Source organism: Pedobacter cryoconitis, from assembly GCF_014207135.1.
Taxonomy (GTDB): domain Bacteria; phylum Bacteroidota; class Bacteroidia; order Sphingobacteriales; family Sphingobacteriaceae; genus Pedobacter; species Pedobacter cryoconitis_D.
This window is the reverse complement of sequence record NZ_JACHCC010000010.1, coordinates 37618-51037: the sequence shown is the minus strand read 5'-3', so window position 1 is coordinate 51037 and position 13420 is coordinate 37618. Positions and strand designations below refer to the sequence as shown.

Below are 13420 nucleotides of genomic sequence, written 5' to 3'. Positions count from 1 at the left end.
CCAGTCTGTATTTTATCGGGATAAGATAAACAGCAGGGCTAAAAACCTGAGATTCAGGATCTGTCAGAAAGGATTCTATAAGCACATCTTCTGCCCCCGTCAACGATATATTCTATTCTTTTAATAGGTACGCTTTCCCCAATCACAGTCTGAAGCGTTTTGAATTCGGCAAGACATATATCAGGATTAGCATGGGCTGCAGCACCTATAGGGCAATGATTTTCTATAAAAATGAACCCCTCATCATCTTTGATCGCCTGTGCCATATATCCCTCTCTTGTTCTGATAGCAACAAAACTGTTAATCCTTTTTTCAAGATCGTAGATTCCTTCGAGTTCCTTCAGATATTTATCGGTTCCCTTCTCTCCATTGGCGGTAATCAGCTGGGAAACCGCTCTTTCACCCAGCAATTCTTTCATCGTTTCCATCAGTTTTACTGTCAGCGCAGCATGTGTATCAGGAAAACGCGATTGCCCTTCACTGGTCAGGGACCATAATTGCTGAGGCCTGCCCCTTCCTGTTACAGATTTGCTCGAAGTCACCAGTCCTTCTTTTTCTAAACGCAACATTTGGAAGCGGGCCCCTTCTACTGTCACCTGGAATTCACGGGCAAGCGACAGCAAAGACTGCGGTCCGCTGGTTTTCAGCAGGTTTACAGCGCCTTCTCTAAATGGTACTTTATTCTTCATTATAACCAACCTAATTCTAATTTTGCCTCATCACTCATCATATCTCTATCCCAGGGAGGATCAAATGTAAGCCGTACTTCTACGCCATTGACTCCTTCAATAGCTTTCACTTTAGTTTCTACTTCACCCAGGATCTCTCCCGCAGCCGGACATGCCGGAGCAGTCAGCGTCATATAAATATGTACGTTGTTATCTTCCAGCATTTCGATTTTATAGATCAGCCCAAGCTCGTAAATATTCACTGGGATTTCCGGATCAAAAATCGTGTGTAATGCTTCTTCAATTTTATCTCTTAACATGGGTTCATTCATATTCTCAGTTTTTAATGCTGTGATTTATAAGCCAGGGCATACATTTTCATTTGTTTTAACATGGCCAGTAATCCATTGGAACGGTTAGGTGACAAGTGATTCTGCAAACCAATCGTATTTATAAAATACAAATCTGCGTCTATGATCTCCTGTGGGGTATGTCCCGATAAAACCCTGACCATCATACTGATCAGGCCTTTAGTGATAATTGCATCACTATCCGCAGTAAACCAGATTTTGTGATCTTTATATTCGGGCTGTAACCAAACATTCGACTGACATCCCTTAATCAGATTCTCCGGGATTTTATATTTCACATCGATTAAAGGAAGTTCTTTTCCCATGTCAATGATGTTCTCATATTTATCCATCCAGTCTGAAAAAAGTTCAAACTCCTCAATAATTTCGTCTTGTTTCTCGTTAATCGTCATCTGTAAAAATTAATTGAGTATCGCTGCCGCTCTTTTGATTCCTGCTACAAGTAAATCTATTTCTGAGCGGGTATTATAAAAGGCAAAGGAGGCACGACAGGTTCCGGGGATCTTAAAAAAGTCCATCACCGGCTCTGTGCAATGGTGCCCTGTACGGATAGCTATCCCCTGTTTGTCGAGTAATTCGCCAAGGTCATAGGGATGTATCTCTCCGATCAGAAACGAAATAACACTGGCACGCTGTTCAGCTTTACCAATAAACCTGATGCCTGGAATTTCTGCCAGCTTTGCTAATCCATAGTTCAGCAAATCATTCTCTGCTGTCTGTATAGCTTCAAGGGTAACCAGATTGACATAGTCAATAGCTGCCCCCAATCCGATAGCACCAGAAATATCTGGTGTGCCAGCTTCGAATTTGTATGGCAGATCATTATAAATGGTCTTTGCAAAAGTGACTGTTTTAATCATATCCCCTCCTCCCTGATACGGAGGTATAGCATTCAGCCATTTTTCTTTACCATACAACACCCCGATCCCTGTAGGTCCGTAAATCTTATGGCCCGAAAAAGCCAGAAAATCAACATCCAGCTCCTGCACGTCTATAGGTAAATGTTGTATAGCCTGGGCAGCATCGATCATGACAGGAATATTCTTTTCATGTGCCAGTTTGATAATTTCTCTGATCGGATTAATGGTACCCAGAGAATTGGAAACATAGGTCAGAGATACCAGCTTCACTTTTTCATCCAGCAAAGACGGTAGCAGACCAAGCTCCAGTACGCCATTTTTATCCATAGGAATCACCTTCAGCGAAGCACCTTTTTCTTCGCAGATCATCTGCCAGGGTACAATATTGGAATGATGTTCCATTGCAGAAATCAGTACACTATCCCCTGCCTGCAAAAATTTCTTTCCGAATGAAGAAGCAACTAAATTAATCCCATCAGTTGTTCCTTTGGTAAAAATAACCTCATGACTAAACGCCGCATTGATAAATAGACTTACCTTTTTACGGGCCTCCTCATAAGCCGCAGTAGCCTGCTGGCTCAACAAATGTACCCCGCGGTGAACATTACTGTTACAGGTCTTATAATACTCGTCTACAGCAGCCAGAACTTGCATTGGCTTCTGCGTTGTTGCTGCATTATCAAGATATACCAGATCCTTCCCATATACTTTAGTTTCCAGTATAGGAAAGTCTTTTCTGCTGTTTTCCACTGTTGATCTGCCCATTTCTGTTTTTTTAACTGATGTTCGCTAAAGAATTTTCCATCTTTCTGTAAATTAAGGACTGTACATGTTCCTTCAGGATTTCATTCTCAATTTTCTGAGTTACATCAAACATAAATGCTTCTACAAGCAACTTGCGCGCTGATTCTTCAGAAATCCCTCTTGAACGCAGGTAAAACAATGATTCAGGATCAAATTGTCCTACCGTACAACCATGACTGCATTTTACATCGTCTGCAAATATTTCTAATTGCGGCTTCGCAAAGACCTGTGCCTTATCACTCAGTAAAAGATTATTATTTTGCTGAAAGGCATTGGTTTTCTGAGCCGGGCGTTCTACAAAAACTTTTCCATTAAACACAGCCTTGCCATGGTCCAGTAAAACACCTTTATAGATTTCATTACTTTCACAATGTGGAAACCGATGATGTATAGCTGTATGATTATCAGTCAACTGGTGACCGGCAACCAGATATAAGCCTAATAAATGAGTTTCGGTTGCTGTACCATTTAATACAATTTCCAGGTTATTACGGATCAGTTCTGCACCGGGTAAATTAAAAGTAAAGTTATCATAGCGACTATTACGCTGCTGTGTAACATGATTATAATTGATTAATCTATCCTCAGCCTGGTTATCCTGGATCAGATACTGGATCAGGTTTGCATTTTCTTTCACCATAACCTGTGACACACTGTTCATCAGGACATGCTTTGCATTTCCCAGTGAAACCACAGTTTCAATAAGCTCCGCTTTTGCACCCTCATTCACAACAATCAGATGACGTGGCTGAAACAACATATTTTCAGGAGCGGTATAAAGGTGAATAATCTGTACTGGTTTATCTACCACAACATTTTTCGGTACTTCCAGAAAATATCCATCGGTAAAAAACGCTGCATTCAGCGCATACATTCTATTGCCTTCTGCCTCTTTGCAGGTTACATAATTTTGATAAAGTTCGGTATTGATAATACTTTCCAGTGACCGGACAACAAACTGATCATGAGCTGGCAGAACCGATAGATTCAACTGTATCTTACCATTCAGCAATACCAGTATCCAGGCGTCCAGCCCTGGAATAATTGCCTGTTGAATTGCAGCATCGATCCCTTCCTGGTCAGTTTCGTCAGCACTAAGGGAAAAAGTATCTGATAAAAACGGAGTCAGATTTGTAAATTTCCAGTCTTCATCTTTTGTTGTAGGAAAACCTTTGGCTTTAAACAGGCCGAAAGCATCTTCCCTTGATTTTGATAAATCACCATCCGTATTTTTACTTTTGGGTGTATTCTCAAACTCAGCAACCAATTGGTCATAAAATGGGGTTGTAAACTGATTGGCCATCTTAAATATTTTTTACAGGTGCATTACCATGGAATTCTTCCTTCAGCCAGTCATATCCCTTTTCTTCTAACTCCAGAGCCAATTCTTTTGTACCTGAACGTACAATCTGGCCATTGTATAATACATGTACAAAATCAGGCACGATATACTCCAGTAAACGCTGGTAGTGCGTAATCAGTACAAAGGCATTATCGGCAGACCGTAGTTTGTTAATTCCATTAGATACAATACGCAAAGCATCAATATCCAGGCCTGAATCTGTTTCATCCAGAATAGACAATTTAGGCTCCAGCATGGCTAACTGAAATACTTCATTCCTTTTTTTCTCCCCTCCAGAAAAACCCTGGTTTAGCGAACGGTTAGCTAACTTGGCCTCAAACTCTACCAGAGCCTGCTTTTCCTTCGTCATTTTCAGGAATTCCTTAGCCGAAAGTTGTGGCAGATTACGATGGGTCCTGATTTCACTTAATGCAGTTCTTAGAAAATTAATATTTGATACTCCGGGAATCTCAACAGGATATTGAAAAGCAAGGAAAACGCCTTCACGCGCACGCACTTCAGGTTTCATATCCAGCAGGTTTTTCCCATCCAGCCATACTTCACCTTCGGTAACTTCGTAATTTTCACGGCCAGCTAAAACAGAGGCCAATGAACTTTTACCTGATCCGTTAGGCCCCATAATAGCGTGTACTTCGCCTGCCTTCACTTCGAGGTTAATTCCTTTTAATATTTCTTTTCCTTCAATATTCGCATGAAGATTTTTTATTGATAACATATGAATTCTTTATTTTTTTATGATCTATCCTACGCTGCCTTCGAGTGTAAGAGAAAGTAACTTTTGAGCTTCGACTGCAAATTCCATTGGCAGCTGATTGAGCACATCTTTTGCATATCCGTTTACGATTAATGCAATAGCTTGTTCTGCATCAATTCCACGTTGATTCAGGTAGAATACCTGATCCTCACCTATTTTTGAAGTTGTGGCTTCATGTTCAATAGTTGCGGTATTGTTTTTAGATTCAATATAAGGGAAAGTATGTGCTCCGCAGCGGTCACCGATCAACAGGGAATCACACTGGGTAAAGTTTCTTGCATAGGCTGCCCTAGGTCCCATTTGTACTAATCCACGATAACTATTTTGTCCTTGTCCGGCAGAGATCCCTTTAGAAATAATCCTGCTTTTAGTGTTTGCGCCAATATGGTGTATTTTTGTACCTGTATCAGCAATTTGCATATTATTGGTTACGGCAACAGAATAAAACTCTCCGGAAGAGTAATCGCCCTGCAATATAATACTCGGATATTTCCATGTAATTGCAGAACCGGTTTCTACCTGCGTCCACGAAATTTTACTACGTTCTCCCCTGCAGGCCCCACGTTTGGTTACAAAATTAAAAATTCCACCTTTCCCTTCTTTATCACCAGGATACCAGTTTTGTACAGTAGAATATTTTATTTCTGCACCTTTCATGGCAATCAGTTCAACTACTGCGGCATGCAACTGGTTTTCATCCCTCATCGGAGCAGTGCAACCTTCCAGATAACTCACATAACTGTCTTCATCAGCAATAATCAGTGTACGCTCAAACTGGCCGGTATTCTCCGCATTGATCCTGAAATAAGTAGATAACTCCATCGGACATCTTACTCCCTTTGGAATATAGACAAAAGATCCGTCAGAGAATACAGCAGTATTTAAAGAGGCAAAAACATTATCAGTATGTGGCACTACCGAACCCAGGTATTTCTGGATCAGCTCGGGATGATCTTTAACAGCATCACTAATGGAACAGAAGATAATACCTAATTCATTCAAATGCTTTTTATAGGTCGTAGTTACTGAAACACTATCAAATACTACATCCACGGCAACTCCGGCAAGCTGTTTCTGTTCGGACATCGGGATACCCAGTTTCTCAAACGTACGTAACAGCTCAGGGTCAACTTCATCCAGTGAGGCATATTTAGCCTGTTGTTTCGGAGCAGCATAATAAGAAATGGACTGGAAGTCAATTTCGGGCATTTTAAAGTTCTGCCATGCAGGCATTTCCTGCTTCTGGAAAGCCTTGAAACCTTTCATCCGCCAATCTAATAACCATTGTGGTTCATTCTTTTTTGCAGATATAAACCGTACAGTATCTTCATTGAGTCCGATTTCAGAAATCTCCATATCAATTGCTGTAACAAAGCCAAATTCGTATTCACGGTTAGCCAGCTGTTCAAGCATCAAATCATCTTTTTCCATCATTATTCAGTTTAATAACTTTATGTTCAGCATGCTGATGGCTGATCTTAAAGCATTACAAAGATAATCAACAAGTGTAATAAACAAAGGGATTACTTTGTTTATTACAATCAGATGAGCTTCGGTTTCTTTATCAAAAACAATACTTGCACTTTCTGATTTCAGATCATAGATTTACATCCATATTTTAAAGCTCATTCTATGACTATAAAACCAAAAAACTATCACCGTGCTGTGATGAACACTATGCTGATCATCGGTACGGCGATTGCCCTTCCTGCCTTTGCTCAAAAAAAGGCAGATGACCCGCTGCTCAAAATTTACAGGGCCAGTGCAGAAAAAATAAATGATCTGATTCACACTAAACTGGACGTTCGTTTTGATTATAAGAAACGTTATTTATATGGAAAAGAATGGGTAACTATCAAACCTCATATTTATGCAACTGACAGTCTGAGACTGGATGCAAAAGGGATGGATATCAAAACCGTTGCAGTGGTAAAAAACGGAGAAAACATACCGCTTAAATATACTTACGATAACCTTTCCCTGGCTATTAAGCTGGACAAAACTTATCAGAACACTGAAAACTATACAATATACATTGACTATACGGCCAAACCAGATGAACTGAAACTGGAAGCAGGCGCCGCAATAACGGATGCCAAAGGTCTCTATTTCATTAATCCTGACAGTACTGAAAAAGGTAAACCTGTGCAGATCTGGACACAAGGGGAACTGGAGAGTTCTTCGGCCTGGTTCCCGACGATTGACAGGACCAATCAAAAAACTACTGACGAGATCTCTATGACGGTTCCCGGGAAATATGTAACACTGTCTAATGGCAGGTTGGCGTCCCAGAAGAAAAATGCTGACGGAACCAGGACAGACACCTGGAAAATGGAACTTCCTCATTCTCCATACCTGTTCATGATGGCCGTAGGTGATTTTAAAATTTACCGTGATAAATGGCGCGATAAAGAAGTTAGTTATTACCTGGAACCTGAATATGCACCTTATGCAAAAGATATTTTTGGGTTTACCCCAGAGGTGATTGAATTTTACTCCAAGACTTTGGGTGTAGATTATCCATGGAATAAATACTCCCAGATTGTTGTACGTGATTATGTGAGTGGCGCAATGGAGAACACAACAGCCACTCTTCATGGGTCTTATGTACAAGGTACTGCACGTGAGCTGGCAGACAGATATTATGATAAAGGAAGAAGCACAATTGTCCATGAGCTGTTTCATCAGTGGTTTGGGGATTACGTAACCGCAGAAAGCTGGAGTAATATTACTGTAAATGAATCTTTCGCCGACTTCAGTGAAATGTTATGGGCAGAACATAAATACGGACAGGATACTGGTGATGATCATAATAATGAGGCTTTACAGATTTATCTGGAAAATCCTGCTAATGCAACCAAAGACCTCGTACGTTTTCATTATCATGCAGCGCAGGATGTATTTGATGCCGTATCTTACAAAAAAGGCGGCCGCATCCTGAACATGCTCCGCAACTATCTGACCCCACCTGTATTTTTCAAAGGACTTAGTATTTACCTGAAAACGAATGCTTTTAAAAATGGGGAAGCTCATCAGTTACGCCTGGCTATGGAAGAAGCCAGTGGGAAAGATTTAAACTGGTTTTTCAATCAATGGTATTTCGGGGCAGGGCATCCTGTACTGGACATCAGTTATAAATGGAACGAATCAACCAAAACACAGACTGTTTACCTGAACCAGACGCAGGAAGGAAATGCATTTCAGTTACCTATGCAAGTGGATATTTATAACGGGACACAGAAAGAGCGTCATCAGATCTGGATGAACAGTAAATCTGACACGCTGAATTTCAAACTGGCGGCTCAGCCAAAGCTGGTTAACGTGGATGCAGATAAAATCACACTCTGCAAAAAGACAGATCATAAAAGTATTGCTGAATTTTTATTCCAGTACCAGCATGCACCTTTATATCTGGACAGACTGGAAGCGATTGATGCTGCAATTGTACAACAAACAGACCCTCTTGCCCGTCAATTATTATTAGCTGCTTTGCAGGATAAATATTACGGATTACGGATCAAAACAATGAGCAGCATAGATCCCGCCAATACGGCATTGGTTACAGCCGCGCTGCCTGTTATTCTAAAAATTGCTCAGTCTGATGAGAATAACCTGGCCAAAGCCCAGGCAATGAAAATCATCGGTTCAGCTCCGGGAGCTGCAGAACAATTGCCTCTTTTCAATGAAGGGCTAAAAAATTCATCTTATGCTGTACAAGGAGCAGCTTTACAGGCTTTAGCTACCTTAAAACCTAATGAAGCACTCAATATTGCTAAAACTTTCGAAAAGGACAACAAGGGAGATTTAACCAAGTCAATTCTTTCTATTTATGCTAAAAGTGGCAGTGATACTGAATGGCCTTTTGTCTATAAAAATTACAAGGAAAATGACCCGCAGGCACAATTTGAAATGCTCAGGGATTTCTCGCGCATGACCGCACAGGTTAAAAATCCTGAATATGCACAGCAAGGGATCACTGAACTTAAAAAAATGGGTATTAACTATAAATCTCAGGGTGCCGGTCCTATTATTATTAGTGTACTTAACCAAATCAAAACAGTACGTCAGCAGCAAAATGACAATGCCTCTGTAAAAACTATTGACGAAGCAGTACAGCAGATTAACGACAAATAATAAACAATTGTTTATATCGAAAAAGCTCCGTTGTAAACAACGGAGCTTTTTTATTGTAAATATTTAAAGGACCTGTTCTTCCAGGATTAAGCTCAGTTTTTCCATAGCATCTTTACAGAAACCAGGATGTACCCTCGAGGTCTGAAGTACAGTACTCCGCATTGCGGTAAGCCATCTGAAACGTGAAGCCAGGTCTAAAGCCCCGATAGGTCCGCTTTCTTTTCCACCCTCACAGATTTTTTTTAATGCCTGAAGGTTAGCTTCAATTTCATCTATAGCGATATTTCCGGAAAAAGAGATCAACCGCTCTGTGTCCAGCCTGATCTCGGCTTTCAGGAATTTTTGTTTAGCACAATACAGAATTACACCTACATTCATAAATTCTTCACGTTCCACCCTTGGTACAACGCGAATGACCGCATACTCAAATAAATGACTGTCTTGCATTTTGTGCTTCTTTTACAAAAACTTCTGATTTGGCAATTCTTAATTCCAGAAATCGTGCATAGGCATCACGGTGTTCTTCTGCAGAATTAAAGGTACGTTCTTCGCACAGCCATTCTGTCGGGATCAATTCGACAACAGAGCGAATCAATTCACGGGTTAAAATTGGTTTGAAAGCTGCATCAACGGAATCAAGTTCCGTTGCCCAGGGTAGCAGGACATGATCTTTAATCAGCATAAAAGGCTTTTGTGCCTGTTCTTCCCAATTTTGCCAGGAATGATGAAAATACAAAGAGGCCCCATGATCAATCAGCCATAATTCTTTGTGCCAGATCAGCATATTGGTATTACGGGCTGTCCGGTCCATATTAGTTAACAGACAATCTAACCATACAATTTGTGAAGCAAGGGTTGGATCTATTGCAGTCACTGTCGGATCAAAGGTAATAGCTCCTGAAAGATAGTGTAAAGCAAGATTAAGTCCTACACTCGCTTTTAACAGATCCTGTATTTCTTCATCTGGTTCTGTCCGGCCAAAGGCCTCGTCCAGATTCGCTAACACAATTTCTGGTACGCGGAATCCCAAAGCTCTGGCTATTTCGCCCCCGATAATTTCAGCAATTAATGCCTTAACTCCTTGTCCGGCCCCGCGGAATTTAAGCACATACAGAAAATCATCATCGGCTTCTGCAATGGCAGGCATAGATCCTCCTTCACGTAGTGGTGTAACATAACGGGTTACACTGACGGTTCTGAGTTGAAGTTCGTTCGTATTTATCATAAAAAAACTCTTGATAGAGATCGCCCGAAATTTAGGCAAAATTATATCAAACCCTGTTCAAAAGCCTTGAATGTTTTACAACCTGATGATGATTTTCACAGGTACTGACATTTTGAGGAATTAAAAGAAGTAAAATCAGCAAGAATCTCAGTGAGGTATCCAGATCCATAACGAAGAGTTTATAGTGCATGAAGTAAAATTGGTGAACGGGAAGTTAAAACGGGGCTGGAGGCTGGTGTGCCAATATAAATTTTTGATCTCCAAACAATGAATGTACAGCTGCTGATCAGCTTAGTATAATCAAGATTACCGAATTTATCCAGCCCCTGTCCAAAAACCAGGGTGTAGGTTTCAAAACGAACCAAACCTTTGGGTATATTTTTAACAAGGATACTGCCCGAATATTGATTGGGATCTGCTTTGGCTGTAGCGATCATACTTGCTCCATTATAGCTCCCTGGATTGAAGGGCCCGCGAAACAAAGCGACCCATTTTTTACCTGTTTTAAACTGATTACAATCGGGAGTTTCCAGATGTGCAATGAGAAAATCGGTCCCAATATTATCTGAATTTACACGGAGATAACTGCCTGCTCCCGGAAGAAGCTGATTAAACTCAGCAGATGTGGCTATAGAAAGGGTGGCAATAATAGTTTCGGAATCCTTAGACCGGTCCATCCCTAATCCTATGATATAATCCTTTTTCCCTATGGAAAGCTGATCAAATATATGCTCACCAGAAACTTCTGAATGATTAATTTTTCTGGTTTGTAATGCTTCAGAGGCAGAAAGAATCCGGGTACCCTCCCAAATAGAAATGAAACATCCCAGGGCACCCGGATCTGAACCCGGTAATAAATTAAATGAAACGGCCACCTGTTTTTCATCGACTGGCTTTCCGCTAAGTTGAACAACGCTTTGCGTACGCATAACATTAAATTTTTAGGAACAACAACACACTCCACAAATATCTGTCTGACCCATTAAAACAGACAGGGTAAAAACAGCTTTTCGGGTCGGGTATTTCACCTTTATTAAAAGGCAAAATCAAGCTGGGAGAAAGAAATAATTTCATTAGGTTAGCGAAAAAAAACACCCATATTATGAAATTAAAACTCTCTGTGCTGTTCACTGCATTAATAGCTATTGGTGCGGTTGCCTGTAAACAAAAAGAAGCTGCCGATACGCAAAGTACCGGAACCCGCCGGAATGCTTCCATCCCTGATTCGGTACTTGTCGATGTAAAAACTGCAAAGCATTATGTTAAAAATTATGCTCCGCATGCTGGCTATGTAGATCAGACTGAAGAGGATGTAAGAGCGAGGAGACCTAAAAAGCCTGATACACGTTGTGTTTGGTTCAGTAAACAAAGACTGCAGGAAATGCTTAATCAACTGGACGAAGAAAATGGAGATGGTGTCCGTTTTTATATGATTACCTACGACAATAAATATGACACGACCGAAGTTGCAAAAACCCCGTATCCTGAAAAAAAATACTGGGGCTACAATACACTTTTAATGGTTTCTACCAGAGAGGTTAAAGACAATGGTAATACGCTTCATTATGATTACTATACCAATGATTTTGTTAAACATTCTGATGCGAGACAAAAAAGACCCGGTTTCATTATCACTTTTGTTCCTGAAAACAGAGGTGAATTGTGTCCACCGCCTGCAAACTGCGCAGAAGTTGGGGCTACTTTGTTAGACAACTAATATGCAGGTATTCTTTACGGTTAATACTATTACGGAACTGCTTTGTCTGATGATCTGCCTTTTTTGTCTGTTCAGAGATAAGGATATATACTGGCGCTCTTTCATGATCTATCTTTTCCTTGTCTGTGCAGTTGAATTTACAGGAATCTATCTGCGTTTGTTACATAAATCCAACTATGAACTTTACACTTATTTTCTAGTGATTGAATGTACGATGATCAGTTGTTTTTTTTATCGCTTATACCGTAAATATCATTTTAAACCCAGCCGGCTTTTTAGCTGGCTAGGTTTGTTTATGTCAATTTACGGCCTCGAGCTGTACACTAATCATTTCAGTAATTTTGCTTACAAAACGGCCGCGATTATGTCTGTTGTATTCGTGATCGCCAGTCTATACTATTACATGCTTATTTTAAGGGATGAACACTTTAGAAAGCTGGAAACCTACCCTCCATTCTGGATCGTTAATGGTGTTTTGTTTTTCTATTTTGGAAGTACTGCCTGCAATGTATTTTTTGATTACCTTATGCAGGATAAAATAACTTCATTGGGTCTGTCTGTAAGATATGTCACTTTTAATATCCTGAATGTAATTTTATATAGTTGTTGGTCTTACGCTTTTATATGCAGATATCGTCAAAGGAATTAGTTTTACTAATTACAATTACCACATTCATCTTCCTGATCGCCCCTATTTTCCTGATTGGTTATATCTTTTTATACAATAAAAAGAAAGCAAAGCATACCGAAGAAAAGGAGACACTAAAGAAAACATTTGAACTGGAATTATTAAAAAGTCAGGTTGAAGTGCAGGAACATATTATGCAAACTATCGCCAGTGACCTTCATGATAATATAGGTCAGCTACTCAGTCTGACCAGTATGACTTTAAGTTCGATCAAAGCTGATCACCTGAGGGAAGAGAAGATTAATACGGCATCAGAATTAACCCAGCGGGCTATCAGAGAATTGCGCCAGCTTTCGAAAATGATGAATGGACAGGAACTGATCAAAAAAGGACTGGGACCTGCCATTGCTTATGAACTGGAATGGCTTAAGAAAGGATTAACCTACGAAATCCAGTTTAAAGAGAACATGCCTGGTGCAATACCCGAACACGCCGACAAAGAACTGATTCTGTTCCGGTTATTCCAGGAAATATTAAGCAATATTATCCGCCATGCTAAAGCTACCCGGATTGATATTGAACTTGATCAAAAAAACGGACAGTTATTTTTAATGGTCAAAGACAATGGTAAAGGCTTCATGTGGGAAGAAAAGCTCAGGAAGAGTGATGGTTTAGGCCTGTTCAATCTTCAGAAAAGAACCTCCATGATGAACGGCGATTTCAATATTAACTCCATCCCGGGTACTGGCACAGAAATTAAAGTTTCGATTCCGTACTGTTAACGCTTGTGTTTCAATTTTATTTATATTTCTTTTGCATCCGTCTATCAAATTTTCAACGTTAGAAACACGATTATCGATATTAAATCATCTTGTTTCGCCGAAAATCTGGTGATA

General features: G+C 40.2%; 14 protein-coding genes. 4 read left to right on the top strand and 10 right to left on the bottom strand.

Going from position 1 to position 13420, the window contains the following annotated elements:
• Positions 1–53: 53 nt before the first annotated feature.
• From HDF25_RS18350 to sufB, 7 genes are read right to left on the bottom strand one after another with little or no spacing between them, the layout of a single operon-like run.
• Entirely contained in the window at positions 54–689 is a 636-nt protein-coding gene (locus HDF25_RS18350; protein WP_184627435.1) for a helix-turn-helix transcriptional regulator, read from the bottom strand.
• Positions 689–1000: a DUF59 domain-containing protein gene (locus HDF25_RS18345; protein ID WP_184627433.1), complete on the bottom strand. Its 312-nt coding sequence runs from the start codon at positions 998–1000 to the stop codon at positions 689–691. Before HDF25_RS18345 ends, HDF25_RS18350 begins: the two co-directional genes overlap by 1 nt.
• Positions 1001–1011: 11 nt before the next feature.
• A complete protein-coding gene (locus tag HDF25_RS18340) occupies positions 1012–1431 on the bottom strand; it encodes a SufE family protein (RefSeq protein ID WP_184627431.1) in 420 nt (139 codons plus the stop codon).
• A gap of 9 nt (positions 1432–1440) precedes the next feature.
• On the bottom strand, positions 1441–2664 hold the full coding sequence (locus HDF25_RS18335) for an aminotransferase class V-fold PLP-dependent enzyme (protein WP_184627429.1): 1224 nt from the start codon (positions 2662–2664) through the stop codon (positions 1441–1443).
• 10 nt (positions 2665–2674) lie between these two features.
• On the bottom strand, positions 2675–4006 hold the full coding sequence (gene sufD / locus HDF25_RS18330; protein WP_184627427.1) for a Fe-S cluster assembly protein SufD: 1332 nt from the start codon (positions 4004–4006) through the stop codon (positions 2675–2677).
• A gap of 1 nt (position 4007) precedes the next feature.
• Entirely contained in the window at positions 4008–4781 is a 774-nt protein-coding gene (gene sufC / locus HDF25_RS18325; protein ID WP_184627425.1) for a Fe-S cluster assembly ATPase SufC, read from the bottom strand.
• A gap of 24 nt (positions 4782–4805) precedes the next feature.
• Positions 4806–6254: a Fe-S cluster assembly protein SufB gene (gene sufB / locus HDF25_RS18320; RefSeq protein ID WP_221450950.1), complete on the bottom strand. Its 1449-nt coding sequence runs from the start codon at positions 6252–6254 to the stop codon at positions 4806–4808.
• A 198-nt stretch (positions 6255–6452) separates the two neighbouring features.
• Here sufB and HDF25_RS18315 point away from each other — a divergent pair, with 198 nt between their 5' ends.
• The gene (locus HDF25_RS18315) at positions 6453–8954 is read left to right on the top strand and encodes a M1 family metallopeptidase (RefSeq protein WP_260409404.1); all 2502 of its coding nucleotides are present in this window, start codon (positions 6453–6455) and stop codon (positions 8952–8954) included.
• Between the two features lie 63 nt (positions 8955–9017).
• Here the strand turns inward: HDF25_RS18315 and HDF25_RS18310 are convergent, their stop codons facing one another.
• From HDF25_RS18310 to HDF25_RS18300, 3 genes are all read right to left on the bottom strand, one after another.
• Positions 9018–9401 (bottom strand): DUF3037 domain-containing protein, encoded by a 384-nt coding sequence (locus HDF25_RS18310; RefSeq protein ID WP_184627423.1) that lies wholly within the window; start codon positions 9399–9401, stop codon positions 9018–9020.
• Entirely contained in the window at positions 9379–10179 is an 801-nt protein-coding gene (locus HDF25_RS18305) for a HipA family kinase (RefSeq protein ID WP_221450949.1), read from the bottom strand. Before HDF25_RS18305 ends, HDF25_RS18310 begins: the two co-directional genes overlap by 23 nt.
• A 179-nt stretch (positions 10180–10358) precedes the next feature.
• Positions 10359–11108: a hypothetical protein gene (locus HDF25_RS18300; protein WP_184627421.1), complete on the bottom strand. Its 750-nt coding sequence runs from the start codon at positions 11106–11108 to the stop codon at positions 10359–10361.
• Between the two features lie 173 nt (positions 11109–11281).
• On the opposite strand from HDF25_RS18300, the gene HDF25_RS18295 reads away from it, so the two are divergent.
• The 3 genes from HDF25_RS18295 to HDF25_RS18285 are packed head-to-tail and all read left to right on the top strand — an operon-like array spanning position 11282 to position 13306.
• On the top strand, positions 11282–11896 hold the full coding sequence (locus HDF25_RS18295) for a hypothetical protein (RefSeq protein WP_184627419.1): 615 nt from the start codon (positions 11282–11284) through the stop codon (positions 11894–11896).
• A gap of 1 nt (position 11897) precedes the next feature.
• Complete coding sequence (locus HDF25_RS18290; protein ID WP_184627417.1) at positions 11898–12545, top strand: hypothetical protein; 648 nt, start codon at positions 11898–11900, stop codon at positions 12543–12545.
• On the top strand, positions 12521–13306 hold the full coding sequence (locus HDF25_RS18285) for a sensor histidine kinase (protein WP_184627415.1): 786 nt from the start codon (positions 12521–12523) through the stop codon (positions 13304–13306). Before HDF25_RS18290 ends, HDF25_RS18285 begins: the two co-directional genes overlap by 25 nt.
• Positions 13307–13420: the final 114 nt, after the last annotated feature.

What these genes read in the sequence shown, in the direction of transcription:
- HDF25_RS18350 (WP_184627435.1), bottom strand. Translation starts at nt 689, where the DNA reads ATGAAGAATAAAGTACCATTTAGAGAAGGCGCTGTAAACCTGCTGAAA.
- HDF25_RS18345 (WP_184627433.1), bottom strand. Translation starts at nt 1,000, where the DNA reads ATGAATGAACCCATGTTAAGAGATAAAATTGAAGAAGCATTACACACG.
- HDF25_RS18340 (WP_184627431.1), bottom strand. Translation starts at nt 1,431, where the DNA reads ATGACGATTAACGAGAAACAAGACGAAATTATTGAGGAGTTTGAACTT.
- HDF25_RS18335 (WP_184627429.1), bottom strand. Translation starts at nt 2,664, where the DNA reads ATGGGCAGATCAACAGTGGAAAACAGCAGAAAAGACTTTCCTATACTG.
- sufD (WP_184627427.1), bottom strand. Translation starts at nt 4,006, where the DNA reads ATGGCCAATCAGTTTACAACCCCATTTTATGACCAATTGGTTGCTGAG.
- sufC (WP_184627425.1), bottom strand. Translation starts at nt 4,781, where the DNA reads ATGTTATCAATAAAAAATCTTCATGCGAATATTGAAGGAAAAGAAATA.
- sufB (WP_221450950.1), bottom strand. Translation starts at nt 6,254, where the DNA reads ATGATGGAAAAAGATGATTTGATGCTTGAACAGCTGGCTAACCGTGAA.
- HDF25_RS18315 (WP_260409404.1), top strand. Translation starts at nt 6,453, where the DNA reads ATGACTATAAAACCAAAAAACTATCACCGTGCTGTGATGAACACTATG.
- HDF25_RS18310 (WP_184627423.1), bottom strand. Translation starts at nt 9,401, where the DNA reads ATGCAAGACAGTCATTTATTTGAGTATGCGGTCATTCGCGTTGTACCA.
- HDF25_RS18305 (WP_221450949.1), bottom strand. Translation starts at nt 10,179, where the DNA reads ATGATAAATACGAACGAACTTCAACTCAGAACCGTCAGTGTAACCCGT.
- HDF25_RS18300 (WP_184627421.1), bottom strand. Translation starts at nt 11,108, where the DNA reads ATGCGTACGCAAAGCGTTGTTCAACTTAGCGGAAAGCCAGTCGATGAA.
- HDF25_RS18295 (WP_184627419.1), top strand. Translation starts at nt 11,282, where the DNA reads ATGAAATTAAAACTCTCTGTGCTGTTCACTGCATTAATAGCTATTGGT.
- HDF25_RS18290 (WP_184627417.1), top strand. Translation starts at nt 11,898, where the DNA reads ATGCAGGTATTCTTTACGGTTAATACTATTACGGAACTGCTTTGTCTG.
- HDF25_RS18285 (WP_184627415.1), top strand. Translation starts at nt 12,521, where the DNA reads ATGCAGATATCGTCAAAGGAATTAGTTTTACTAATTACAATTACCACA.